Genomic DNA, 23,903 nt, shown 5'->3' with positions numbered 1-23,903 from the left:
CGCTTCCGCATCGTCAGCGTGACACACCGCCCGACCCCGCTCAATACTCCGATCAGTCCACAGAGGACTCAAGGAGGACGGTCATGCCGCCGAACCGGTCACGGGCCTGGTGTTCGCCGCCGTGGGCAGCGGTGCCCCGTAGGTGACATCGACACCACGGTCCCTGGCCGCCCGCACGATGCCGGGTATCGCGCGCTCCGCGAGCGCGGCGATCGTGAGCGCGGGGTTCACGGTCAGCGCGCTTGGCACGGCGGAACCGTCGGTGACGAAGATGCCGGGGTGGCCACGCAACTCGTGGCGGTCGTCCAGTGCGGAAGTCGCCGGGTCGTCGCCGATCCGGCAGGACGACAGCGGGTGCACCGTGTAGGCACCCACCAGGTCGTTCGTCCACGGCGCCACCGTGGCGAGACCGTCCTTCTCGAGGATCTCCTTCGCCGCTGCGTCGGCCTCCGCCCAGCCACGCAGCGTGTTCGGCGTCGGGTCGTAGCGCAGCGGGCCCTTGCCGAGCATCTGCTGGGAGATCCGGTAGGCGTTGCCGGTGGGCGGCGGCGGGCCGAAGACGCCCTCGTTGTCGTCCTCGGTCATGAGGAAGATGGTCAGCCACGACTTCCAGCGCTTGAGCATCTCCTTCTTCTCCTTGCCGAACCAGGCCGGTCCGGACTTGCCCGGCACCTGCGCGAGGATCGTGCCGAGGCCGGGCGGGAAGTAGAGCTGCTCCATGGAGAAGCGGGAGTACTCGGGCTTGTCGCCGTCGATGTTGTCCCAGCAGGCGACGACCGGGCCCTTGCCGATCTGGTTGGCCTCGTACACCGCGCCGTTCGGCCTGCGCAGGCCGAGCACCTCACCGACGCGTTCCTCGTTGATGATCGCGGTGTTCAGGCGCTCGCCGTTGCCGGAGAAGTAACGGCCGACGCCGTGCGGCATCTTCCCGAGCGTCTCCTCGGAGCGCTGGAGGATCACCGGGGTGGCGGCCGAACCCGCCGCGAGGACGACGATCTTCGCCTCGATCACGCCGCTGCCGGTCGCGACCCGGTAGTCGACGTCGTCGATGTTGTTGTAGTGGACGCGGTAGTCGCCGTCCTCGGTGCGCGTGATCTTCTGGACCTCGTGCAGCGGCCGGATCTCCGTGCCGTGCGCGAGGGCGGCGGGCAGGTAGTTGAGCAGCATCGAGCGCTTCGCGTCGAACCGGCAGCCCGCCATCATCCAGTTGCAGTTGGTGCATTTGGCGGTGTCGATGCCGACCGGGACCGGGTTCGCGGTGTGGCCCGAGTGGTGGCACGCCGCGGCCCACAGCCCGCCCGCGTAGCTGATGTCGCTCCAGTCCTGCTGGCTCACCGGCAGCACCTCGGACACCCGGTCGTACCAGGGGTCGAGCGAGTCGCGAGTGAGCGCGGCCGGCCAGATGCGGCGGCCGATCGACCCCTGCTTCTCGAAGACGTACCGGGGGGCCCTCGGCAGCGCGGCGAAGTAGACGACGCTGCCGCCCCCGACGCAGTTCCCGCCGAGGACGCTCATCCCGTCCCCTGCGACGAAGTCGAACACCCGGGTGTAGGACTTGCCGAGGAGGTAGTCGTGATCGAAGTCCTTGCCCTCCAACCAGGGCCCACGTTCCAGCACGACGACCTTCGCGCCGCCGGCCGCGAGGTGGTATGCCGCGATGGACCCGCCGAACCCGCTGCCGACGACCAGGACGTCGGTGGTCTCGACCGCACTCATGCCGGGCTCCCGGATTCGGTTGTGTTGGGGTGCCGTTTGGCCAGTTCCTGGCCATAGCTGAAGTCGGGGAACCGCCACAGCCCGTCGCTGTCGGGCTTCGCGAAGCCCATGGCGATCAGGCCGGGGTGGCCGTCGGCGATGGCCTCGCCGGTGCTGCGGTGCGCCGCGCTGTCGTAGGCCATGTTGCTGAACATGGAGAGCAGCACCCAGCCGCTCTGCTCCGGGTGGCCCGGTGTGGTCAGCAGATCCACCACCGCGACCCGGTCCTCGTAGTCCAGCGCGACGAACGCGGGTACGCCGTCGTCGAGGGTGCGCCCGTGCTCCTGCGCGTACGCCGCCGCGTGCCCGTTGAGCGCCTGCGCGAGGGGGCCGAGCCCCTCGGTGATCCCGGTCGCGGGGTCGTGCAGCAGTTCGAGTGCACCCGCCTCGACCGCACCCGCGTCGTCGCACACACCGGCGATCGCGCGATCGTCCGGGCTGCGTTTGACGCCGGGAACGATTGTGTCCGCGAATGCCTCAAGGGTGCTTGTCCGGGCCTGGTCGTCGAATTCGGCGCCTGCTCCCACGGCTCCTCCTGTCTGTGCCGCAGGCCGGAAAAATAGGGGTCGAAACCATTCCGGCCGCCACTGAGTCTGGTTGACCGGCCGCGGTCGCCGCATCTCCTGTCGTGCCCACACCTCGCGCGCCCGCACCGCGCCCCACCTGCGATACCTGCCGTTACTTGAGCCAACGTCGAGCGCTCTTGAGTCGCCGATAGTCCAACCATGGAGCCAGAAGGGACTGTGGTTGCCAGCAAATTTCCACCACCTTACGGTCGATTTCATACGAAACAGCGTGACAATCCTTCACTCGATCGGTGCCAGCAATGGACGATTTCATCTTCAAAGCGGTGGAGCGCGTGATCCGCGCGATGCAGGACAATTTAGGAGAACCGATCACCATCGACGACATGGCCCGCACGGCCATGTTCAGCAAGTTCCACTTCTCCCGCATGTTTCAGCGGGTGACCGGTATCTCGCCGGGCCGGTTCCTGTCCGCGCTGCGTCTGCAGGAGGCCAAGCGGCTCCTGCTCACGAGCTCGCTGACCGTGGCGGACATCAGCCACCTCGTCGGCTACAACAGCATCGGCACGTTCAGCTCCCGGTTCCGCATGAGCGTCGGCGTCTCCCCCACGTCCTACCGGCAGTTCGGTGGTTACGTCGCCCCGCTCGACGAGCCACTGCCCGCAGGCTGGCCCGGTCACGGCGAGCACCCGGTGGTGCGCGGCCACGTGCACCATCCGGCCGAATGCAGGCCGGGCCACATCGTCGTCGGCCTGTTCCCGGACCGGATCGCGCAGGGCATCCCGGTGCGGCACACGACACTGCCCGCGTCCGGCGAGTTCGTCCTCGCCGACGTCCCGGACGGCACGTGGCACGTGCTCGCGCGGACCATGGACGTCGCGAACGGCACGCCGGATGGCGCGCGGGGCGAGGTGTACGTCGGCGCGCTCGGCCCGATCCCGGTGGCCGCCGGCAAGCCCGTGCGGCCGATCGACGTGTGGCTGCGGCCGCGCCTGATCTTCGACCCTCCCGCGTTGCTGGCCCAGCTCGACGAGACCATGTGGGCCGACCGGGCACGGGTTCCCGGTGGGGCTGAGGAAGCCGCCCTGCCGGGAGCCTGACCAACGGAGAGAAGAACAGGCCCCGTTCGGCACCGGTGCCGAACGGGGTTTCGCTGTGGTAGAGCGTGTCCTGTTGGACTTCGTGCGAAGTCTTGGCCTGATCAGCAGTCACCCGCAGGGGAACGTGACGGCACCGCCCCGGGCCGTGGGTGTCGCCGGGCTGGGACCAACACCTTCGAACTCGGGGAGGCGGACTGGTCTACGCCGCCTTCGCGACCGGGCCCCGCAACTGCTCCCTGATCCGCGCGCGCCACACCTCGTAGGCGGGCGGCCCGGACTCCGCGACGGCGTCGCCGTGCTCGACCGCGGTGGTGGCCGCGACGGTGACCGCGTCCTGGACCGAGCGACCGGTGAGCACCTCGACGCCGAGCGCGCTGTGCTCCGGCACGTGCCCCGCCGCCAGGCGCGCGGTGCCCGCGAACACCGCGCCGAGCGCGACCTCGTCCGCGTACCGGCCCGCCGCGACCGACAGGTCGGCGAGACCCACGTCGGAGCAGCCGCCCGCGAACGTGGCCGCGAGCCCGACACCGCTCCACAGATCGGCCCGCCGCTGTTCGGGGAACGCGTTCACCGCGGCCGTGACCTCCGCCGGCCGTGCGCCGTGGATGAACCACAGCGCGCGCCCGACCCCCTGGTCCGCCGCACGGGGGAAGTAGTCGGCCCGGCCCGCCCACGGGTAGGGCTTGAACGGCCGCTGCTCGTCGATCACGTGGCGGGTGTGGAAGTAGGCCCGGTCGAACCCGTACCCGTCGACGGCGAGCCAGCTCATCGTCGGGAAGAACGGCACGCCCGCCAGGTCGGGCATGATCCCGCGCCACAGGACCCTCGGCAGCCGCGCCATCGCGAAGCCGATCCCGATGTAGGTGAGGAAGATGTGCGGCAGGCCGGGCCCTTCGAGGAGTTGCTTGGTCCTGGTGCCCCTGCCACCCGCCATCGCGTCCCGCACGGCGAAGGCCATGGCCGCGCCCTCGTAGGCGAACCCGCGCAGGTCCGGCGAGACGGTCGCGAGCCGCCGCTCGACGTCCCAGAGCGCGCGGTGCTCGATCCCCCACTCGAACCCGCAGATCACCGACTGCGGGATCGACTCGAGGTGCTCCGCCGCCGGTGAGCTCGCACCGGGGAAACCGCGTTCGGCGAACGTCACCGCACGCAGCTTCGGCGTCAGCACCAGTCTGCGCAACGTACCCAGGATCGCGGGCATGTCGGTCCTCCTGATTTGTTTTCTTGTGCCAGGCTCAGAGCGCGAGCGGGTACCGCGGTGGCGGTGCCACCCGCGTGGCCGCGACCCGGGGACGGACGTCAGCGGGCAGCGGCATACGAGCCCCACTTCTGCACCACGAACTTCGGGTCCTCGATGGCGGGGTCGCCCGCGAGCATCGCCTGGTGCAGCATGCGCAGCCGGGGTGACGGGTCGACGCCGAACTGGTCCCGGATGGTCGTCCACATCTCGTGGTAGACCTCGAGCGCCTGCCCCGGCCGCCCGCAGCGGTACAGCGCGAGCATGTACTGCGCACGGAAGTTCTCCATGTGCGGGTGCCGCGCGCACAGTGCGGCGAGATCGCCGAGCAGCTGGTGGTGGCGGCCGAGGTAGAGGTCGGCGTCCATGCGCAGGGCCAGGTCGACCAGCCTGCTCTCGGACAACCGGGTCGCCTCGATCTCCAGGTGCGGTCCGATCGACACGTCCACGAGCAGCGGCCCGCGCCACACCGACAACGCCTGACGGAGCAGCCGTTCCGCGGCCTCGTAGTCACCCGCCGTGCCTGCCGTGCGGCCGGCCGCGGCCCGCCGCAGATACCGGTCGACGTCCAGCACGTCCTGGTCCAGCCGCAGCACGTACCCCGTCTGCCTGGTCTCCAGTACCCGCCGGCACGCCAGCTTGTCCGCGTCGGGCATCGCGTCGGCGATGACCTTCCGCAGTTGCATCACATAGGTCTGCAGAGTGCTGTGCGCGCTGCGTGGCGCGCCATCGCCCCACAACTCCTCGATGAGCGCACCCGCGGTGACCACCCTGCCGACGTTGAGCGAGAGCACAGCCAGTAAGTGGCGTGGTTTGGCTGCCGTCGGCACGATGGAAACACCGTCGATGGTGGCCTCGAATGTCCCCAGCACATTGATTTCAGCTCGCATGGTTCGCTCATTTCACCGGTGCGCCTCAGTGCAGCGTAAGGCCGGGAACAGCGCACACGAATATTCTGGAATGCGCCTGCGGCGACGAATTCGGCGATTAGTGGCCGCACCGCAGTCTGAGAGTGGTCGAAAGCGGGAACGGGCCGCACAGGTGCCCCTACCTCCTGCTACAGCACAAGGAGAGTAGCTCGGTTCAGTGATCGCATTGCATGCTGGAAACCGTCAGTCGGGTGGTGACCAGCACCGTGTGGCTTCGTGTGCCACTTTCTGCCTGACCGTGAGGGCGGTGAACGTGAAGACCGAGCGGATCGCCATTGTCGGCATCGGCCTGCGTTACCCGGACGCGACTTCCCCGGGACAGCTCTGGGAGAACGTGCTCGCCGGCCGCAAGGCGTTCCGGCAGCACCACGCCGGCAAGGCCGCGGTGTTGCGCGACTACGAGTTCGACCGGGTCGCCCACCGGATCCCGGGCACCACGTACCGCTCCGCGGGCCCCGTTCACTGGCTGATGCTGGACACCGTCGCCGCCGCACTGGCCGACGCGGGCTACCCCGACGCCAACGGTCTCCCCCGCCGCACGACCGGCGTGATCGTCGGCAGCAACCCGGCGGGCGGCCCGGCGAACGCGACCGCAGGCCGGGTCTGCGACCACTTCGACCTCGCGGGTGGCGGGTTCGCCGTCGACGGCGCGAGTTCCTCCCTGCTGCCGGTCGTGAGCGCGATCAAGGCACTCGCCGTCGGCGACCTGGACGTCGCCATCGCGGGCGGCGCCGACCTGTCCATCGACCCGGCCGCGTGGACCGGTGCCGACGAGACCGGCTGGCCAGGTGAGGGCTGCGGGGTGGTCGTGCTGATGCGCGAGACCGACGCGATCGCCCGCAACTGCAGGATCTACGCGACGATCACCGGCTGGGGCGTCTCAGCGGACGGCAGGGGCGGCCTGACGCGCCCCACCGCGGCCGGTCACCAGCTCGCACTGGCCCGCGCCTACGAGCGCGCGGGCTACGGCGTGGACACCGTCTCCTACTTCGAGGGGCACGGCACGGGCACCACCGCGGTCGACGCGGCGGAGCTCGACGCGCTCTCCGGCGCCCGCCGCGACGCCGACCCGATCGCACTGCCCGCCGCGCTCGGCACGGTCAAGGGCAACATCGGCCACACCGGGGCGGCAGCGGGCGTGGCCGGGCTGGTCAAGGCGGCACTCGCGGTGCACCACCAGGTGATCCCGCCCGCCACCGGCACCCACGCCCCCCATGCCGAGCTGACCCAGCCGGACGCGGCGGTGTACGTGCCCGACGACGCCGCGCTGTGGCCGGCCGACCTGCCCGTTCGGGCCGGTGTGTCCGCGATGGGCTTCGGCGGCGTCAACACCCACCTCGCGCTCGAGGAGGCCCCCGGCCGCGAACGCCGCACCGGCATCGGCGGGTGGACCACGGCGCTGGTCACGGGCAGGCAGGACGCCGATCTGCTGCTGGTCGACGCGCACTCCCCGGCGGAACTGCTGGCCAGAGTGCGGCGGCTGGCCGCACTCGCGGCCGGGCTGTCCACCGCCGAGGTCACCGACCTGGCCGGCACGCTCGCCATCCAGCAGCGCGGCGGCGCCTTCCGCGCCGCGGTCGTCGCCGGTGACCCGGCCGAGGCCGCGCGCAGGCTGTCCAGGGTGGCCGACGAACTCGGTGCCGGGCGCACCGAACTGTTCTCCCCCGCCGACGGCGTGTTCCTCGCCCACCGCACGAACAAGCCCCGGATCGCCTACCTGTTCCCCGGCCAGGGCGCGGGCCGTGAGGGGGGCGGCGCGCTGCGCCGCCGGTTCGCCGTTGCCGCGCACCTGTTCGACATGGCCGCCGTGCCAGCCCCCGGCGACCGCGTGGGCACCGGGCTCGCGCAACCGCTCGTCGTCGCGGGTTCGATAGCGGGCCTGCGGGTGCTGCACACGCTGGGCATCGACGCGGACGTCGCGGTCGGGCACAGCCTCGGCGAGCTGACCGCGCTGTCGTGGGGCGGCGCACTGGACGGCGGCGACCTGCTGCGGCTCGCGGCCGTCCGCGGCCAGGTCATGGCCAGGGCGAGCCGGACCGGTGGCGCGATGGCGAGTGTGTCCGCGGACGCGGCGACCGTCGAAGCCCTCGCCGGTGGCCGGGACGTGGTGATCGCCGCCTACGACGGCCCGGACCGGACCGTGATCGCCGGACCGGCCGAGGACGTGGACGCGGTGAGCGCCGCGGCCCGCGCCGGCGGCCTGACCGCGACCCGGCTCGACGTCTCCCACGCCTTCCACTCCCCGCTGGTGCGGCCCGCCGCCGACGCGCTGGCCGCGCGCCTGCCGGAGTTCGACTTCGGTGAGCTGCGCAGGCCGGTGGTGTCCACGGTCACCGGCACGCGGCTGGCACCCGGCACCGACCTGCGCGCGCTGCTGGCCGACCAGGTCACCGGGCCGGTGCGCTTCGGTGCTGCGGCGGCCGAGGCGGTCGCGGACGTGGACCTCGCCATCGAGGTCGGTCCCGGCCGGGCACTCGCCGGACTGGTCGCCGGGGCAGCACCCGGCACGCCGGTGCTCGCGCTGGACACCGACAGCACGTCGCTGGCGCCACTGCTGGCCGTCACCGGCGCGGCCTACGCGCTCGGTGCCGACGTCGACCCGACCACGCTGTTCGCCGACCGGGTGATCCGGCCGGTCATCATGGACTCCGGCACCACGGCGGAAGCCGTGCCAGAGTCGAGGACGGCCGACGAGGTCACCGCCACCTCGACACTGGACGTGCTGCGCAGGGTCATCGCCGAGCGGACCGAACTGCCCGCCGAGACGCTGACCGCGCGCACTCACCCGCTCGACGACCTGCACCTGAGCTCGATCGCCGTCGGCCAGCTCGTCAACACCGCCGTGCAGGAGCTCGGTCGTCCCGCGCTCACCGCGACGACGAGCTTCGCCGTGGCCACCCTCGGTGAGCTGGCGGACCTGATCGACCAGCTCGACGAGACCGCGCTGGACGGCGTGCTCTCCGGCGAGGTCCCCGGCTACGCGCCGTGGGTGCGCCCGTTCTCGGTGGAGTACGTGCCTGCCGAGCGGCCGTCGCTGGGGATCGGCATCGACCGGCTCGGCCCGTGGAAACTGCGTGCCCCGGCGGGCCACCCGTTCGCCGAGCGGCTGCGGGCCGCGCTGGCCGGCGCGGCGGTGGGCGAGGGCGTGCTCCTGTGCCTGCCCGCCAGTGGCGAGGAGCACGCCGAGTTGGTCCTGCGGGCAGGCCGGGCGGCGGCCATGGCGGGCCAGGACACCCGGTTCGTCGTGGTACAGCAGGGTTTCGGCGCCGCGGGACTGGCCCGCACCCTGCATCTGGAGTACCCGTCGGTCCGCACCACGGTGATCGGTCTCGCCGACGCGACGCCGACGACCCCAGAGGCCGTCGACGTCGCGGTGAACAACGTGCTCGGCGACGTCGTCGAGACGATCGGCTACTCCGAGGTCCGCTACCTCGCGGACGGCACCAGGACGGTGCCGATGCTGCGGGCGGTGCCCGGCCTCGGCCCGGACGGGCCGGACGCGGCGGCCACCCCCCTCGGCGCGGACGACGTGCTGCTCGTGACGGGTGGCGCCAAAGGCATCACCGCCGAGTGCGCGCTCGCCGCGGCACAGGACTCCGGGGCCGCCCTCGCGCTGGTCGGCCGCGCCGACCCCACGGCGGACGACGAGGTCTCGGCCAACCTGGCGCGCATGGTCGCGGCGGGCGTCCGGGTGCGCTACGAACGGGCCGACGTGACCGTGGCCGAGGAGGTCGGGGCCGCGGTCGCGCGGATCGAGGCGGCGTTCGGGCCGGTCACCGCCGTGCTGCACGGTGCGGGCAGCCACGAACCCGCCGCGCTGGAGAACCTCACCGCCGAGCAGATGCGCGGCACGATCGCACCCAAGGTCGACGGTCTGCGGACCGTGCTCGACGCGGTCGGCGAGGACAACGTGCGGCTCCTGGTCACCTTCGGCAGTATCGTCGGGCGGGCCGGGTTGCGCGGTTCGGCGCACTACGCCACCGCCAACGACTGGCTGACCGAGCTGACCGTGGACTTCGGGCGCAGGCACCCGGACGCGCGGGCGCTGGCCATCGAGTGGTCGGTGTGGTCCGGCACGGGCATGGGCGAGAAGCTCGGTGTCGTCGAGGCGCTGATGCGCGAGGGCGTCACCCCGATCTCGCTCGAGGACGGACTTGCCGTGCTGCGCAGGGCGCTGGCCGACGCGGCGGCACCGCCGGTGCTGGTGGTCAGCGGCCGCACGGCGGCCCTGCCCACGATCACCTACGACCGCAGAGCGCTGCCACAGACCCGTTTCCTCGACCGGGTGCTGGTCCAGTACCCGGGTGTCGAGCTGGTCACCGAGGTGGCGCTGGCCCAGGACAGCGACCCGTACCTGTCCGACCACCTGGTCGGCGGCGACCTGCTCTTCCCCGCGGTGCTCGGCATGGAGGCGATGACCCAGGTGGCCACCGCGCTCTCCGGCGCCACCGCGCCGCCACTGCTCGAGGACATGGAGTTCCTGCGCCCCATCGTGGTCCGGCCGGGTGGCTCGACCAGGATCCGGGTGCTGGCGCTCACCAGGAACGCCGGGTCGGTCGCGGTCGCGGTGCGCAGCGAGGAAACCGGGTTCGCCACCGACCACTTCCGCGCTCTGGTGCGCTTCACCGGCCAGGAACCCACCGTCCCGCCACCGGCGGTCCCGACCGGGCTGCCCTCGGTCGCGGTGGACCCGGTGACCGACCTGTACGGCGGGATCCTGTTCCAGGGCAAGCGTTTCCAGCGTCTGCTGTCCTACCGGAAGGTGGCGGCCCGGCGGGTGGTCGCCGAGGTGGCCACCACGCCACAGGCATCGTGGTTCGGCGCGTTCCACGACCAGGACCGGGTGCTCGCCGACCCGGGCACGCGGGACGCGGTCATCCACTCCATCCAGTGCTGTGTGCCCGGCGAGACGCTGCTGCCCGCGCGGGTCGAGCGGCTCTATCCCGCGGATCCGGCGGGCCGCGACCCCGAGGTCGTGGTCGTGGACGCCCGGGAACGCGAGCGGGACGGCGATCTCCACGTGTTCGACGTCGACGTGCTGACTCCCTCGGGTGACCGGGTGGAGCGCTGGGAGGGCCTGACGCTGTGTGCGACCGGCACGCGCGGTGACGCGGGGCCATGGGTGCCCGCGCTGCTCGGCCCGCAGCTGGAACGCGTGACCGAGGCCGTGCTCGGCGCCACCACGAAGGTCGTCGTCGAACCGGACCCGGTGACCGGGCTGATGGAACCCGCGGACCGGCTGGCGCAGATCGAGCTCGCGGCGAGCAGGGCGCTGGACCGCAGAGCGGGTGTGCGGCACGGCACCGACGGACGGCTGGCGATCGAGGGCGGCACGGTGTCGGCGTCACACGGCGCCGGTCTCACCGTGGTCGCCGTCGGGACCGGGCGACTCGCCTGCGACGTGGAGGTGGTGACCGAACGCACCGAGGAGGACTGGGACATGCTGCTCAGCGCCCGGCACCGATCGGTGCGCGAGCAGGTCGCGACGGAGGCAGACGAGTCGGCCGCGGTGGCGGCGACCAGGATCTGGGGCGCGCTGGAATGCCTGCGCAAGGCAGGGATGCCGTCCCGGTCCCTCATATTCGACCGGGTCACGCCGGAGGGCCGGGTGGTGCTGGCGGACGGCGAGACACGGATCGTGACATGGGTGACCACTGTCAACGACATCCCCGATCAGGTGGTCTTCACTGTCTTGTCGGGAAGGGAGAACTGACATGGCCGCGTACTACGAGATCCGCCACACGGTGGGTTTCGAGGACACAAATATCGCCGGCAACGTCTATTACGTGAACTACCTGCGCTGGCAGGGACGATGCCGCGAGATGTTCCTCAAAGAGATGGCGCCCGAGGTGATCGCGGAGCTCCGGGGAGATCTGAAGCTGTTCACGTTGAAGGTGGACTGCGAGTTCTTCGCCGAGATCACCGCCTTCGACGAGCTGAGCGTGCGGATGCGGCTGGAGGAGCTGACCCAGACGCAGATCCAGTTCACGTTCGACTACGTGAAGCTGATGGACGGCCTGGAGAACCTCGTGGCCAGGGGCCGGCAGCGGATCGCGTGCATGCGGGGCCCGAACAACGACACGGTGCCAACCCGGGTGCCTGCCGCCCTGCGTGCGGCACTCGAACCGTTCACGATGATCCCCGAGACGGTGGGGCGGCGCGTGGACTCGGGTGCCAGGGAGTCGCGTTGACCACCGCACAGCAGGAACCGCAGCCCCGCACCGAACCGGTGCGGGTACTGCGCGCACAGGAGCAGGAGACGACCCAGCGGGCGCTGCGGGACGTGATGGCCCAGTTCGCCACGGGGATCACGGTGCTGACCGCCCGGGGCAAGATGGCGCACGCGATGACGGCGAACGCGTTCACGTCCGTCTCGCTCGACCCGCCGATGGTGCTGTGCTGTGTGGCCCGTACCGCACGCATGCACGAGACGATCCTCGACGCGAGAGGGTTCGGCGTCTCGGTGCTCAGCAGTGAGCAGGAGAGCGTCGCGCGCTACTTCGCGAGCAAGGGCCGCCCCGCGGGCATGTCGCAGTTCGACCGCGTCGACTGGTTCCCGGGGCGGCACACCGGTGTGCCGCTGCTGACCGGATCGCTCGCGTGGCTCGAGTGCGAGCTCAAGGAGGTCTACGAGGGCGGCGACCACTCGATCTTCCTCGGCATCGTCCGCAGCGCGAGCCACGCGAGCGGCCAGGCGCTGCTGTTCGTCGGCGGCGGCTTCCACCAGCACGGCCCGCCCGCCGCAAAGTCGGCCTGAGCCGGGCGCGACGACCACGACGACCACGACGGGCGCACGCAACGACCGGGAGTTTGACCATGGACACGAAACTGTACGAGGTCGGCACACCCACACTGCGCGGTGAGCGGGTGCCCAACCACGAGAGCTACCGGTACGTGCGCGGCAGTGTGCTGGAACTGCTCAGGGCACCACGTGTGGTCGAGGACCCGGTCGTGCCGTCGTGTCCGGAGTGGACGCTCCGGGGACTGGTGACACACCTGGTCGGCGTCGCGGCGACCTCGATCGGCAGGCTATCGGGCTATCCGTCGGCCCAGCCCTCCTCGTCGTCGGACATGGACATCCCGGAACTTCTCGCGGCGTGGGACCGCCTCGGCGCCGAGGTCGACGTGCTGCTCGCGGAACGCGGCGGCCGCACGGGCAGCATCCTCGCCATGGACGCGTTCACCCACGAGCTGGACATCCGCTACGCGATCGGCGCGGCACTGCCCCGCGAGCACCCCGCGTTCGCGGGCGCGTTCGAGGTGCTCGCCAACGGGTTCGCCGCCGCGGTGAGCGACCACGGCTTACCCGCCCTGCGGCTGTCCACCGTCAGTACACAGTGGATAGTCGGGGACGGTGCGCCTGCTGCCACACTGACCGCGGACCGCTACGACCTGTACCGGTCGCTCGCCGGGCGCCGCAGCCACGCGCAGATCACCGCGCTGGACTGGGACCGCGGCTCACACCGGTGGCTACCCGCTTTTACTTGGGGTCCGTTCACGCCGCCCGCCACCCCCGTCGAGCCCGTCACCGGCCGCCTCCGGCTCAGCAGCTGACGCGCCTTCTCCCACACCGTCCCCGAAGTCCCTGGCGAACGCCTCCGCCGAGGCGAGCACTGACGCCTGCGCCGCTTCGAGGGTGTCCCCCGCGCCGACCATCAGCGTGACCGTCTGGCTCTCGAAGCACCGGTCCGCGTCGCACGGGTCGATCAGGTAGCCGTTGAGCTCCAGCGTGACCCCGCCGTGCATGGCGAGCCACATGTGGTGCGCCACCAGCATCGCGTCCTCGCCACGGAACCGCCCCGCCTCGACGCAGCGCGCCGCGCACTCGACCACGGGCAGGAGGTTGAACCGGCCGTACTGCCGGTCCTCCTCGCTGAGCTCGAAGCCGGCGATCGCGCGGTCCCCGAACATGACCGAGTACAGGTGCGCGTTCGACACCGCCGTCCTGCGGTACACGCGCCCGATCACCGCGAGGTCCCTGACGGGGTCGTCCGACCACGTGATGCGGTCGAACGCGGCCGCGAGTCTGCCGAAGCCCTCGTGCACCATTTCCCGCACGAGACCACTCATGCTGCCGAAATGTGTGTAGACGGCCATTGTCGAGGTACCCGCTTCCTTGGCGATGCGGCGGCTCGACATCGCCTCCGACCCTTCCTCCGCAAGGAGGCGGGCGGAGATCTCGATCAGTTCTGCACGGGTGGCTGGGTCACGACGTCTGGGGCTCACGTGGACATTGTCGCATGTCGCGCGACGAGATTGACAATGTTACATAACACCGCTATCTTGGTAGTACAACACCGTTATGGATCTGAGCAGGCAGGTGCGGTCATGAACGAGTACCACCAGCAGGACAGCACCATCCCCCGCACGCGATTCCGTCTCGAGACCGGTGTCGAGGTCTTCGAGGAGTGGGCGACCACGGCGAGCCAGCACGCGAAGAACGCGGCGCACAAGGCGTTGTTCGCGATGGTCGAGGGCACCTTGTTCCGCAGCTACCGGGTGGTGGACGACTACCAGCGGCCGAACGAGCTCTTCGTCATCGTCAAGGACGACCTGGTGATGAAGATCCGGATCAACTGCTTCGACTCCTTCGGCGTCGTCCACATCGGGCCACCCGCCGAGTCGGCCCGTTTCCGCGACAGCGCACGCTGAGACGCCTCGCTGGAACAGCCTGGTACACAAGGCATGCGCGGATAAGACAGTCCGGCCCGCCACGGTCATCCTGGTAGGGAAGACAGTGACGGGCGAGAGGACAAGGCGCGTGACGCAGCGAGACGTGATCTCCGACCTGACCGCGGACGCCGAGGCGTTCGAGGGACTCGTCACCGGAGTCGCCGAAACCGGCTGGCAACGACCGACACCGGCGCCGGGGTGGACCGTCGCCCACCAGGTCGCGCACCTCGCGTTCATCTTCCGCCTCGCGGGCACCGCCGCCTCCGACGCGGAGTTGTTCGGCGCGATGGCCGCGAAGGCGGCCGCGAACTTCGAGGGCGCGGTCGAGGCCGCGCTCGCCGACTACCTCGGCGACCCGCCCGAGGTGCTGCTGTCGCGCTGGCGGGCCGAGCGCGACACGGCGATCAAGGCCCTCGCCGCGGTGCCCGCCGACCAGGTGGTGCCCTGGCTGGTCCGGCCCCTGCCCCCGGCCGTGCTGGCCTCCGCGGGCATGATGGAGCTGTTCGCCCACGGCCAGGACATCGCCGACGGGCTCGGCGTCACCCGCGAGTACACCGACCGGCTGTGGTGGATCGCCCTCTTCGTCACCCTCACGTGGGACTTCGGCTACCAGTCCAGGGGGCTGACCCCGCCGGACACCCAATTCCGCTACGAACTCACCGCCCCGTCGGGCGCCACGTGGGAGTTCGGTCCCGCCGACGCCGAGCAGAAGATCACCGGCCCCGCCGTGGACTTCTGCCTGCTGGCCACGCGCCGCCGCCACCGCGACGACCTCGCGCTGAGCGCCACCGGCCCCGACGCGGACGCGTGGCTGGACGTCGCGCAGTGCTACCGCGGGCCCGCCGGTGAGGGCAGGCGGCCGGGCCAGTTCAAGGCCTGACCGTGGTCCGTGCCGTGCGTGGCGCGATCCAGGTCGACCGGGACGACCCGGCCGACGTCCTCGCGGGCACCCGTGAGCTGATCACGGAAGTACTGCGCTGCAACGGGATCGGCCACGCGGAGCTGATCAGCATCGTGTTCACGCTGACCCCGGACCTGACGAGCTGCTTCCCCGCCACCGCGGCCCGCGACCTCGGGCTCGTGGACGTGCCACTGCTGTGCGCGACCGAGGTACCCGTACCCGGCGCGCTGCCACGGGTGGTCCGGCTGCTCGCTCACATCGAGAGCGATCGTCCCCGATCGGCGGTCCGCCACGTGTATCTGCGCGGCGCCACCCGGTTGCGGCCGGACCTGGCCGCATAGCAGGAAGGAAGTGCCGTGGTCATCGTCATGCAGCCGAGCGCGCAGCCAGCTGACGTGCAGACCGTCGTCGACCGGGTCGAGGCCGCGGGCGGGCAGGCGTTCGTCAGCCGCGGCGTGCGCCGGGTGATCGTCGGGCTCGTCGGCGACGTCGAGACGTTCGCCTCGCTGGACATCGGGGCCATGCCCGGAGTCGCGCAGGTCACCCGCGTGTCCACCGAGTACAAGCTGGTGAGCCGCGAGCACCACCCGGAGCGTTCGGTGGTGCGTGTCCGCGGGGTGCCGATCGGGCCGGACACCGTCACGCTGATCGCCGGGCCCTGTGCCGTGGAGACACCGGAGCAGACGCTCGCGGCGGCACGGATGGCGCAGTCCGCCGGCGCGACGATGCTGCGTGGCGGCGCGTTCAAGCCGAGGACCTCGCCCTACGCGTTCCAGGGCCTCGGTGAGGCCGGTCTGCGCATCCTCGCCGACGTGCGCGAGGAGACCGGGCTGCCGGTCGTCACCGAGGTGACGAGCGCGCACGACGTCGAGATGGTCGCCGGGTACGCGGACATGCTGCAGATCGGCACCAGGAACATGCAGAACTTCGCGCTGCTGCAGGCGATCGGCGAGACCCGCGTGCCGGTGATGCTCAAACGCGGGATGAACGCGACCATCCAGGAGTGGCTGATGGCCGCGGAGTACATCGCGCAGCGCGGCAACCTGGAGATCGTGCTGTGCGAGCGCGGGATCCGCACGTTCGAGACCGCGACCCGCAACACCCTCGACGTGTCCGCGGTGCCGGTGGTCCAGCACCTCTCGCACCTGCCGGTGATCGTCGACCCGTCCCACTCCGGCGGCCGCCGCGAACTCGTGCTCCCCCTCAGCCGCGCAGGCATCGTCGCGGGGGCCGACGGCCTCATCGTCGACGTGCACCCGCAGCCGGAGCTCGCGCTGTGCGACGGCGCGCAGGCCCTCATCGGCAAGGACCTCGACGAACTGGCCAAGGCGGTCGTCGACCTGACCGCCTACATGGGCCGCACTCCGGCAAGGCGCCGCTACCGCAGCGCGAGCTGACCGACAACACGCTGTGGCGGGTGTCCTCCCCGGGTGGGTGGGCTGCGGTTGGCGTTGTGGTTTGTCCTCGCCGGACGGGCAGGTCTCGGGGGTGGCGGAGGGGTTGTTCGGCGGCGGTTGGGTTCGGGTCTGCCTGCCATCCCGTCGACCTCCCTACGGGCTATCACACCGCGCCAAGGGGGGCCTTTTCCGCGTGTTGTGATTCGGGTGTTTGGCCCCCCTTGACACGGCGTGATCGGGCGCTGCCAGGTCGACGGGATGGCAGGGAGCCCCTTTTGGTGGGCTCGCGCCACCGTCGGGGTTGCGCAGGCAGGCCCGCTTCGCAGGGCTTGCCGTGCGGCGCCCGCTTCGCGGGCCTGGGCGCGTAGCGCCCGGCTTTGGTGCCGTGAAAGGCGCGTTGACGGCACTCGCGATGCCGTCAATGGGCCATTCACGGCGCTCAACGCCGTCAATGCGCCATTGACGGCACTCGTTATGCCGTCAACGCGCCTTTCACGGCATCGGCCCCGCCCCGTCGCGGGCGGCCGCAGAGGTGTGGGGGGCGTGCCTGACGACGGGTCGGTACGCCAAGCTCACTTCACGTGAGCTTCACGCGATCGATCGTCCAGCATGCTGAGGAGGGCCGGCACGGCGGACGGCTGGGGGGTGCGCCGCGGTGGCGGGTGGTCGCCCCGGCGCACGGCCTGGTAGGAACGAGCCGTGCGCCGCACCACCCCCTCCCCCCTCCCGCAACGCGGCGGACTCGACGCGGCGCGGTTGCGGCTGCCGGTGGACGGCACGTGGCCCACGGTGCGGGCCTACCTGGTCGCGCGCCTGCCGAGGGTCGACCCGGCCCGCATCGACGCGATGCTGGCCGACGACCGGTTCGTCGGCGTCGACGGCCCGTTCGCGGCCGACACCCCCTACCGGCCGGGCGAGTTCGTGTGGTTCCACCGCGACCTGCCCGACGAGGTGCCGGTGCCGTTCGAGATCGGCATCGTGCACCGGGACGACCACGTCGTGGTCGCCGACAAGCCGCACTTCCTGTCGACGATCCCCCGCGGGCAGCACGTCGCGGAGACCGCGCTGGTGCGGCTGCGCACCCTGCTGGGGCTGCCGCACCTCTCGCCCGCACACCGGCTGGACCGGCCGACCGCTGGGCTCGTGCTGTTCGTGGTGCGCCCGGAGCTGCGCGGGCGGTACCAGACGCTGTTCCGGGACCGCCGCGTCCACAAGGAGTACGAGGCGGTCGCACCGCACCGGCCGGACCTGGCGCTGCCCGCGGTGGTGCGCAGCCGGATCGTCAAGGAACGCGGCGTCATCACCGCGCAGGAGGTGCCGGGCGAGCCGAACGCCCAGACCCGCGTCGAACTGCTCGGCCACCGCGACGGCCTCGGCCGCTACCGGCTCCTGCCGTTGACCGGGCGCACCCACCAGCTGCGGCTGCACATGTGCGGCCTGGGCGTCCCCATCCTCGGTGACCCGTTCTACCCGGTGCTGGAGGACCGGCCGCTCGACGACTTCACCCGGCCGCTGCAACTGCTGGCGAAGGTGCTGGCCTTCGACGACCCGGTCACGGGCGAACCCCGCCGCTTCGAGAGCCGTCTGTGCCTCGCGGCGTGGCGGGCCGACAGGTGAGGGGCCCGCGCCCGGGCCCGGCGCTGGTCCTGCTCGCGCTGGCCGCGCTCGCCGTCGCGGCGAGCTTCCTGCTCGCCGGGGTGGCCGCGCGGAAGCCGGTCGTCGAGCCCGACTCCGTGTCCAGCCGCGGCGGCATGCGCGGCTGTGCATTTGTTCCTGGCACGACGTGCGGCCCGGCCCCAGAGCCGGCTTGGGTGGGTACCGGCGCGCGGATCGGTGTCGAGGTCGCGGGGGTTCTGCTGGTCACGGCGGCCGGGCTGTGGCTGCGGGAGCGGACCAGGTGGCGGCCCAGGTAGGTCAGCCGCCCTCCTCGCGGAGCTGCGCCAGGCGGGACTCGAGCACCTCGATCACCGGAGCCCGGTTGTCGTTGCCGCGTTCCTCGTCGATCAGGTGCCGCAGTTCGTCGGCGCTGAGTGAGCGGACGCGGTCGCGCAGTGTGCCGGTGGGCAGGTCCTCGTAGTCGGCGGAGCCGTCGCCGTGGTCGGCGGAGTTCGTCATGTCGGTCTCCCGTGCGTCGGGGGTCTCTCCGGTGTTCCCGGGATCGGGTCGCCGAACACCTGGACCGGGCCGCCAGAAAATCTTCTTCCCGGATGTCCACTTCCCCGTTCCTCCGGCTCGACGACGTGCGGGGCGTGTGCCGCCGCGGGCCGGTGTCAGGCCAGCACGGCCAGCGCGGCGCGCACGCTCCCTGCCTCCGGGACGCCGAGGCGTTCGTACAGTCCCAGCGCCTCCCGGAGGTGTGCGTGCCCGTTGCCGACGTGGCAGTCGCGGACCAGGCAGCGGCCCATGCCTTCCAGCGCGCGGGCCTCCTCCAGCTGGTTGCCGATCTCGCGGGCCAGCTCGAGCGCGCGCTTGTGGTGGGAGAAGGCGTCGCCCGCCTCCGGCCAGTGCCACGCGAGCCGGCCGAGGTTGTTCAGGGTCTCCGCCTTGCCGGTGCGGTCGCGGCTGTCCGCGCACAGCTCCAGCGCGCGGCCGAGTGTCTCGGTCGCCTCGTGGCAGCGGCCCGCCATGAGGTGCAGGACGCCGAGCGCGTTGTGGATCACCGCCTCGCTCAGCCGGTCACCGACCTTGCCGCACAGCGCGCGGGCCTCCTCGAGGGTGTCGACGGCCGCCGCGTTGTCCTCCTCGGTGCGGTCGCCGCCGAGGTATCTGGCCATGGCCAGGGTGGTCAGCACGTTCGCGCGGCCCTGGCAGCTGCCGAGGTCGGCGAACAACGTGTGTGCCCGCTGCGCCACGGCGACCGACTCCCGGTACCTGCCGACGACCCGCAGCAGGAAACCCGTGCGGCACAACGCGTTCGCGATGCCGAGGCGGTCGCCGAGCCGCTCGAACATCGCGGCCGCCCCGGTCAGGCCGCGCAGCGCGGGCGGGTGGTCACCCGCCATCGCCTGCACGAGCCCCAGGTAGCTGAGCGCGTCCGCCTGCCCCTGTCTGCTGCCGACCTCGGTGAACACCGTGTAGGCCCGCGCCAGCTCGGACGCGGCGGCCCGGTAGTCGTCGGTCAGGTGCCGCACGATGCCGAGCCGGTAGCGGGCGTTGGCCACGCCGAAGCGGTCCCCGACCTCCTCGCACAGCGCGAGCGCTGCCGACAGGTTCGCGGTCGCGGCGGCGTAGTCGCCGGTGGCGTACTGCACGGTGCCGATGCACTGGATCACGTCGGCGGCACCCATGAGGTCACCGCGCTGGGCGTACAGCTGGTGTGCCCGCACCAGGTCGGTCAACGCCGCCGGGTAGTCCTCCAGCAGGTGCCGCACGACACCCCGGTTGCGCAGCGACACGGCGAGCCCGCGCAGGTCACCGGTGCGTTCCGCGACGCGGCAGGCGACGTCGTGGATGGCGAGCGCGTCGTCCCAGTGGCCCTGCTGCGCGAGGTAGGAGTGCAGCACGGCGGCCAGGTGCACGGTGTGCCGTGCCCTGCCGTGCCCCCTGGAGTACTCGACGCAGCTGCTCAGGTTGATCCGCTCGGCCGCGAACCACCGCACGGCGTCGGCCGTGGTCGCCAGCCGCGGCGCGTGCGCGGGCGGGGTGCCGCACCGCGGTTCGAGCACCCGGTCGTGCTGGGGCAGCAGCTCGGCCGCGGTCGTCGCGACGTGCACGTAGTAGTCGAGCACCCGCTCCACCACCGCGTCCGGGTCCTCGTCCGGGTCGGCGGCGATCAGGGTGCCTGCGAAGTGCCGGATGAGGTCGTGCAGCCGGAACCGGCCAGGCGCCGGCTCCTCGACGAGGTTGTTGAGGTACAGCGTCTCCAGCCGCGCGCGGGTCGCGTCGACGCCGCCGCGCCCCATCGCGGCCGCGGCGTCGAGGTCGAAGTCGATGCCGGGGTGCAGGCTCAGCCTGCGGAACAGGCGCTGCACGTCGGCGGGCAGGTCGCGGTAGGACGCCGCGAACGCGGTGACCACGCTGCGGTCGTCGGCACGGATCTCGGCCAGCCGGTCCCGCGTCGACACGAGCTGCTCGGTCAGGTACCGCACGTCCCACGTCGGGTGGCTGCGCAACCTGCCCGCGGCCAGCCCGATCGCGAGCGGCAGGTGCCCGCACAGGCGCACGAGTTCCGACTCGTCGCCGTCCGGCGACCTGCCCGCCAGGCGCAGGAACATCTCGACGGCCTGCGCAGCGGGCAGCACACCCAGCGGCAGCGGCCGCGCGTCCTCCAGCCCGGCGAGGCGGTGGCGGCTGGTGAGCACGACCTGGCAGCCCGCGGTGCCCGGCAGCAGCGCCCGCACCTGCTCGTGGTCGGCGACGTCGTCCAGCAGCAGCAACATCTTCCGGCCCGCGAGCCGGTCCCGCCACAGCCGGGCGCGGTCGTCGAGCGCGGCAGGCACGTGCCGGGCGGCGACCCCGACGGCCAGCAGCAGCGAACCGAGCGCGTCGACCGGCGTGACCGGCTGCTGGCCGGGCGTGTGGCCGCGCAGTTCGAGGAACAGGTGCCCGTCGGGGAACTTCCCGGCGACCCGGTGTGCGACGTGCACGGCGAACGCGGTCTTGCCGACCCCCGGCATGCCGTCCACGACGTGGATCGCCGCGTCGCCCTGCTCGATCGCGCGGTCGATCCGCGTGACCAGCCCGGTCACCTCGGCGTCGCGGCCGGTGAACGACACGACGTCCCTCGGCAGGGTCGACACCACCTCGGGTGCCGCGCTGCGCAGCACGTCGAGCCGGTCACCGGATGGCGCCGAGGGCGGGCGCGGTGTTCCGGTGATCACCCCGAGGAGTTCGGCGACACCGGCGGGGGTGATTTCGCGAACGTGGTAATGACTCGCGCTGGCGGGTTGGAGATACAGCGGAATTTCCCGCGCCGACCTGCCGGGAAGTATTACCGGAAGGATCTTGCGGGTCCACGTCGCGCGGTCGCCGTGCAGGAAATCCCGCAGCATCGCCGACTCGGTCTGCACGCCCCGGTGGCAGTCGGGCAGCGCGTCGCCGTCACCCGCCGTCCGGTACTGCGGCGAGGCGATCACGATGACGTTGTCCGCGCCGCGGAACTGGTCGATCATCCAGAGGTACCAGTCCCTGCGCAGGTCGCTGTCCCACTCGTCGACCCGGACGTCGACCCCGAGCCCGCGGAGCAGACCGCAGAACCGCAACACCTGCCTCTTGTGCACCCTGGAGTCGTGCGCGTAGGACACGAACACGCGCGGAAGTGGCTCCGAGCCGGATTGCGGTGCCGCGGTCATGCAAATACTTTCCACGGGATTGCCTCATTGCGTGCCAGGCACGATATCAACCCGTAATACGCGAGTCGCGGGAAGGCGGCGATGTGACAGAAATTGGACAACACCCCGGCGGGAAACTGTCGCCTTTTCGTAGCCGGGACGGCGATGCCCGCCTTGGCCGGTGCGACCCCGGCCCGGCTCCGTCGCGGCGGACCGGGTGCACCCCGCCGCACCCGGTCGTCGCGCAAAGTTCTTCGCGAGGGCTGTCCATTTGGCGACACCCCGTCCGTAGTGGTGTCATGCGGCGGACGTCGCCGCAGGGATGAGGGAGTTCGACTGTGAAGTACATGCTGCTGATCAACGCCGGTGCTGACGGCGACACCGGTTGTGACCCGAGCCTGTGGATGACCTTCGACAAGGAGGTCAGGGAGGCGGGAGTCTTCGTCTCCGGCGAGTCGCTCGCGGACCTGGTCACCGCGACCGCCGTGCGGGTCGACGACGACGGCGGGCGGACCGTGACCGACGGGCCGTTCGCCGAGACGAGGGAGGTCCTCGGCGGCTTCTACGTGATCGACGTGCCGGACCTCGACGTGGCCCTGGACTGGGCGGCCCGCTGCCCTGGCGCGCTGGGCGGCGGTTCGGTCGTGGTGCGGCCGATCGCCGACTTCGGGAGCTGAGCGCCGTGGCGGACAGGGCCGCGGAGGGGGCGGTGGCCGCCGTGTTCCGCGAGGAGCGCGGCAGGCTGCTGGCGGCCCTCGTCCGCCGCTTCGGCGACCTGGACCTCGCCGAGGAGGTCACGTCGGAGGCGATCGAGGCCGCGCTGCTGCACTGGCCGGTCGACGGTGTGCCACCCAGGCCGGGCGCGTGGCTCATGACCACCGCCCGCCGCAGGGCCGTCGACCGGCTGCGGCGCGACCAGGCGCTGACCACCCGGCTCGCGATACTGCGGGTGGAGGCGGAACGCGCGACGCCACCCGAGGACCATGGCGGCGACCTGCCGGACGAGCGCCTGCAGCTGTTCTTCACGTGCGCGCACCCGGCGCTCCCGGCCGAGGACCGCGGCGCGCTGATGCTCCGCTTCCTCGCGGGACTGACGACCCCGGAGGTGGCGCGGGCGTTCCTGGTCCCCCGCGAGACGATGGCCAAGCGGATCACCCGCGCCAAGAAGAAGATCCACGGCGCGCGGATCCCGTTCCGCACCCCCGACGCCGACGAACTGCCGGAGCGGCTGCCCGGCGTGCTGCAGGTGCTCTACTCGATCTTCACCGAGGGCTACACCGCCAGCACCGGCCCCGACCTGCAGCGCGTGGACGTCGCCGAGGAAGCCATCCGCCTCACCAGGATCCTCCGCCGCCTGCTGCCTGCCGAACGCGAGGTGGCCGGCCTGCTGGCACTGATGCTCCTGACCCACGCCCGCCGCACCACCCGCACCGGCCGCGACGGCGAACTGCTGCTCCTCGACGAACAGGACCGCACCCACTGGGACCGTCCCATGATCGAGGAGGGCAGCGCCCTGGCCGAGACCGCCCTGACCGGCGGCCCACCGGGCCCGTACGGCGTACAGGCGGCGATCGCGGCACTGCACGACGAGGCCCCGGACCTGCCGGCCACCGACTGGCCCCAGATAGTCGCCCTGTACGACGTGCTGCAGGCGCTGACCCCGTCCCCGGTGGTCGCCGTGAACAGAGCAGCGGCGATCGCCATGCGCGACGGCCCCGAACGCGGCCTCGCACTGCTCGACGAACTGGCCGGTGAGCCGTTGCTGCGTGCCTACCACCCCTACCACGTCGCCTGCGCGGACCTGCTGCACCGGCTGGGAAGGCACGCCGAGGCCGCGACCGCGTACCGAACCGCCCTCGACCTGGCGGGCACGGAACCGGAACGCGCCCACCTGCGCCGCAGACTCGCCGAGGTCGACACGTCGGCAATGCCCTGAAAGGCGCGTTCAGGGCGCTCAGCGCCCTGAACGGCCCATTCACGGCACTCGTTGTGCCGTCGATGCGTGCCCGCCGTCACGACCGGACGTGATCGTGGTCGAACGCCCGAAGTCCAAGTGGGACGACGCGACAGTGGCAAGCTCCCCGGTCGGTCCCCGGGACCACGTGGACACGCCGCCC

20 protein-coding genes are annotated in these 23,903 nt (G+C 71.7%); 13 read left to right on the top strand and 7 right to left on the bottom strand.

The annotated features are described in order from the left end of the window. Positions 1 to 81: 81 nt before the first annotated feature. Both ACFPCV_RS26130 and ACFPCV_RS26125 read right to left on the bottom strand, forming a co-directional pair. Positions 82 to 1,716 carry a GMC family oxidoreductase N-terminal domain-containing protein gene (locus tag ACFPCV_RS26130; RefSeq protein ID WP_378058982.1) on the bottom strand — a complete coding sequence of 545 codons (1,635 nt, stop codon included), beginning with the start codon at positions 1,714 to 1,716 and terminating at the stop codon, positions 82 to 84. After that, positions 1,713 to 2,282 carry a DUF5987 family protein gene (locus ACFPCV_RS26125; RefSeq protein ID WP_378058981.1) on the bottom strand — a complete coding sequence of 190 codons (570 nt, stop codon included), beginning with the start codon at positions 2,280 to 2,282 and terminating at the stop codon, positions 1,713 to 1,715. Before ACFPCV_RS26125 ends, ACFPCV_RS26130 begins: the two co-directional genes overlap by 4 nt. A gap of 299 nt (positions 2,283 to 2,581) precedes the next feature. Between ACFPCV_RS26125 and ACFPCV_RS26120 the strand changes: the two genes are divergently transcribed. Continuing rightward, positions 2,582 to 3,379 carry a helix-turn-helix domain-containing protein gene (locus tag ACFPCV_RS26120; protein WP_378058980.1) on the top strand — a complete coding sequence of 266 codons (798 nt, stop codon included), beginning with the start codon at positions 2,582 to 2,584 and terminating at the stop codon, positions 3,377 to 3,379. A 199-nt stretch (positions 3,380 to 3,578) separates the two neighbouring features. On the opposite strand, the gene ACFPCV_RS26115 is transcribed toward ACFPCV_RS26120, so the two are convergent. Together ACFPCV_RS26115 and ACFPCV_RS26110 are read right to left on the bottom strand one after the other, a co-directional pair. Beyond that, the gene (locus ACFPCV_RS26115; RefSeq protein ID WP_378058979.1) at positions 3,579 to 4,580 is read right to left on the bottom strand and encodes a DUF1702 family protein; all 1,002 of its coding nucleotides are present in this window, start codon (positions 4,578 to 4,580) and stop codon (positions 3,579 to 3,581) included. 98 nt (positions 4,581 to 4,678) lie between these two features. Beyond that, positions 4,679 to 5,506, bottom strand: coding sequence for an AfsR/SARP family transcriptional regulator (locus tag ACFPCV_RS26110; protein WP_378058978.1), 828 nt, complete (start codon positions 5,504 to 5,506; stop codon positions 4,679 to 4,681). 292 nt (positions 5,507 to 5,798) lie between these two features. On the opposite strand from ACFPCV_RS26110, the gene ACFPCV_RS26105 reads away from it, so the two are divergent. From ACFPCV_RS26105 to ACFPCV_RS26090, 4 genes are read left to right on the top strand one after another with little or no spacing between them, the layout of a single operon-like run. After that, complete coding sequence (locus ACFPCV_RS26105; protein ID WP_378059349.1) at positions 5,799 to 11,258, top strand: SDR family NAD(P)-dependent oxidoreductase; 5,460 nt, start codon at positions 5,799 to 5,801, stop codon at positions 11,256 to 11,258. Position 11,259: 1 nt separating this feature from the next. After that, positions 11,260 to 11,736 (top strand): acyl-CoA thioesterase, encoded by a 477-nt coding sequence (locus tag ACFPCV_RS26100; RefSeq protein ID WP_378058977.1) that lies wholly within the window; start codon positions 11,260 to 11,262, stop codon positions 11,734 to 11,736. Then, on the top strand, positions 11,733 to 12,302 hold the full coding sequence (locus ACFPCV_RS26095; RefSeq protein WP_378058976.1) for a flavin reductase family protein: 570 nt from the start codon (positions 11,733 to 11,735) through the stop codon (positions 12,300 to 12,302). The genes ACFPCV_RS26100 and ACFPCV_RS26095 overlap by 4 nt, the downstream gene beginning before the upstream one ends. Positions 12,303 to 12,361: 59 nt before the next feature. Next, on the top strand, positions 12,362 to 13,099 hold the full coding sequence (locus tag ACFPCV_RS26090; protein WP_378058975.1) for a maleylpyruvate isomerase mycothiol-dependent enzyme family protein: 738 nt from the start codon (positions 12,362 to 12,364) through the stop codon (positions 13,097 to 13,099). Here ACFPCV_RS26090 and ACFPCV_RS26085 read toward each other — a convergent pair. Further along, positions 13,016 to 13,771, bottom strand: coding sequence for a TetR/AcrR family transcriptional regulator (locus tag ACFPCV_RS26085; RefSeq protein ID WP_378058974.1), 756 nt, complete (start codon positions 13,769 to 13,771; stop codon positions 13,016 to 13,018). The genes ACFPCV_RS26090 and ACFPCV_RS26085 overlap by 84 nt on opposite strands. Before the next feature lie 102 nt (positions 13,772 to 13,873). Here ACFPCV_RS26085 and ACFPCV_RS26080 point away from each other — a divergent pair, with 102 nt between their 5' ends. The 6 genes from ACFPCV_RS26080 (at position 13,874) to ACFPCV_RS26055 (ending at position 18,429) form a co-directional block, all read left to right on the top strand. Beyond that, positions 13,874 to 14,197 carry a DUF6235 family protein gene (locus ACFPCV_RS26080; protein WP_378058973.1) on the top strand — a complete coding sequence of 108 codons (324 nt, stop codon included), beginning with the start codon at positions 13,874 to 13,876 and terminating at the stop codon, positions 14,195 to 14,197. A 109-nt stretch (positions 14,198 to 14,306) separates the two neighbouring features. Continuing rightward, positions 14,307 to 15,098: a TIGR03084 family metal-binding protein gene (locus tag ACFPCV_RS26075; RefSeq protein ID WP_378058972.1), complete on the top strand. Its 792-nt coding sequence runs from the start codon at positions 14,307 to 14,309 to the stop codon at positions 15,096 to 15,098. A gap of 14 nt (positions 15,099 to 15,112) precedes the next feature. Then, on the top strand, positions 15,113 to 15,460 hold the full coding sequence (gene aroH / locus ACFPCV_RS26070) for a chorismate mutase (protein WP_378058971.1): 348 nt from the start codon (positions 15,113 to 15,115) through the stop codon (positions 15,458 to 15,460). A gap of 15 nt (positions 15,461 to 15,475) precedes the next feature. Then, positions 15,476 to 16,516 (top strand): 3-deoxy-7-phosphoheptulonate synthase, encoded by a 1,041-nt coding sequence (aroF, locus tag ACFPCV_RS26065; protein WP_378058970.1) that lies wholly within the window; start codon positions 15,476 to 15,478, stop codon positions 16,514 to 16,516. A 699-nt stretch (positions 16,517 to 17,215) separates the two neighbouring features. Next, entirely contained in the window at positions 17,216 to 18,133 is a 918-nt protein-coding gene (locus ACFPCV_RS26060) for an RluA family pseudouridine synthase (protein WP_378058969.1), read from the top strand. Next, positions 18,130 to 18,429 (top strand): hypothetical protein, encoded by a 300-nt coding sequence (locus ACFPCV_RS26055; protein WP_378058968.1) that lies wholly within the window; start codon positions 18,130 to 18,132, stop codon positions 18,427 to 18,429. Before ACFPCV_RS26060 ends, ACFPCV_RS26055 begins: the two co-directional genes overlap by 4 nt. Position 18,430: 1 nt before the next feature. On the opposite strand, the gene ACFPCV_RS26050 is transcribed toward ACFPCV_RS26055, so the two are convergent. Both ACFPCV_RS26050 and ACFPCV_RS26045 read right to left on the bottom strand, forming a co-directional pair. Continuing rightward, a complete protein-coding gene (locus ACFPCV_RS26050; protein WP_378058967.1) occupies positions 18,431 to 18,631 on the bottom strand; it encodes a DUF8129 domain-containing protein in 201 nt (66 codons plus the stop codon). 155 nt (positions 18,632 to 18,786) lie between these two features. Continuing rightward, positions 18,787 to 21,807 carry a tetratricopeptide repeat protein gene (locus ACFPCV_RS26045; RefSeq protein ID WP_378058966.1) on the bottom strand — a complete coding sequence of 1,007 codons (3,021 nt, stop codon included), beginning with the start codon at positions 21,805 to 21,807 and terminating at the stop codon, positions 18,787 to 18,789. A gap of 317 nt (positions 21,808 to 22,124) precedes the next feature. Between ACFPCV_RS26045 and ACFPCV_RS26040 the strand changes: the two genes are divergently transcribed. Both ACFPCV_RS26040 and ACFPCV_RS26035 read left to right on the top strand, forming a co-directional pair. Then, entirely contained in the window at positions 22,125 to 22,463 is a 339-nt protein-coding gene (locus ACFPCV_RS26040) for a YciI family protein (protein ID WP_378058965.1), read from the top strand. Positions 22,464 to 22,468: 5 nt separating this feature from the next. After that, positions 22,469 to 23,722: an RNA polymerase sigma factor gene (locus ACFPCV_RS26035; RefSeq protein ID WP_378058964.1), complete on the top strand. Its 1,254-nt coding sequence runs from the start codon at positions 22,469 to 22,471 to the stop codon at positions 23,720 to 23,722. Positions 23,723 to 23,903 lie beyond the last annotated feature (181 nt).

The organism is Actinophytocola glycyrrhizae (genome assembly GCF_042653545.1).
GTDB classification, from domain to species: Bacteria; Actinomycetota; Actinomycetes; order Mycobacteriales; family Pseudonocardiaceae; genus Actinophytocola; species Actinophytocola glycyrrhizae.
This window is presented reverse-complemented; position numbering and strand designations above follow the sequence as displayed.

What these genes read in the sequence shown, in the direction of transcription:
- ACFPCV_RS26130 (WP_378058982.1), bottom strand. Translation starts at nt 1,716, where the DNA reads ATGAGTGCGGTCGAGACCACCGACGTCCTGGTCGTCGGCAGCGGGTTC.
- ACFPCV_RS26120 (WP_378058980.1), top strand. Translation starts at nt 2,582, where the DNA reads ATGGACGATTTCATCTTCAAAGCGGTGGAGCGCGTGATCCGCGCGATG.
- ACFPCV_RS26115 (WP_378058979.1), bottom strand. Translation starts at nt 4,580, where the DNA reads ATGCCCGCGATCCTGGGTACGTTGCGCAGACTGGTGCTGACGCCGAAG.
- ACFPCV_RS26110 (WP_378058978.1), bottom strand. Translation starts at nt 5,506, where the DNA reads ATGCGAGCTGAAATCAATGTGCTGGGGACATTCGAGGCCACCATCGAC.
- ACFPCV_RS26100 (WP_378058977.1), top strand. Translation starts at nt 11,260, where the DNA reads ATGGCCGCGTACTACGAGATCCGCCACACGGTGGGTTTCGAGGACACA.
- ACFPCV_RS26090 (WP_378058975.1), top strand. Translation starts at nt 12,362, where the DNA reads ATGGACACGAAACTGTACGAGGTCGGCACACCCACACTGCGCGGTGAG.
- ACFPCV_RS26080 (WP_378058973.1), top strand. Translation starts at nt 13,874, where the DNA reads ATGAACGAGTACCACCAGCAGGACAGCACCATCCCCCGCACGCGATTC.
- ACFPCV_RS26050 (WP_378058967.1), bottom strand. Translation starts at nt 18,631, where the DNA reads ATGACGAACTCCGCCGACCACGGCGACGGCTCCGCCGACTACGAGGAC.
- ACFPCV_RS26045 (WP_378058966.1), bottom strand. Translation starts at nt 21,807, where the DNA reads ATGACCGCGGCACCGCAATCCGGCTCGGAGCCACTTCCGCGCGTGTTC.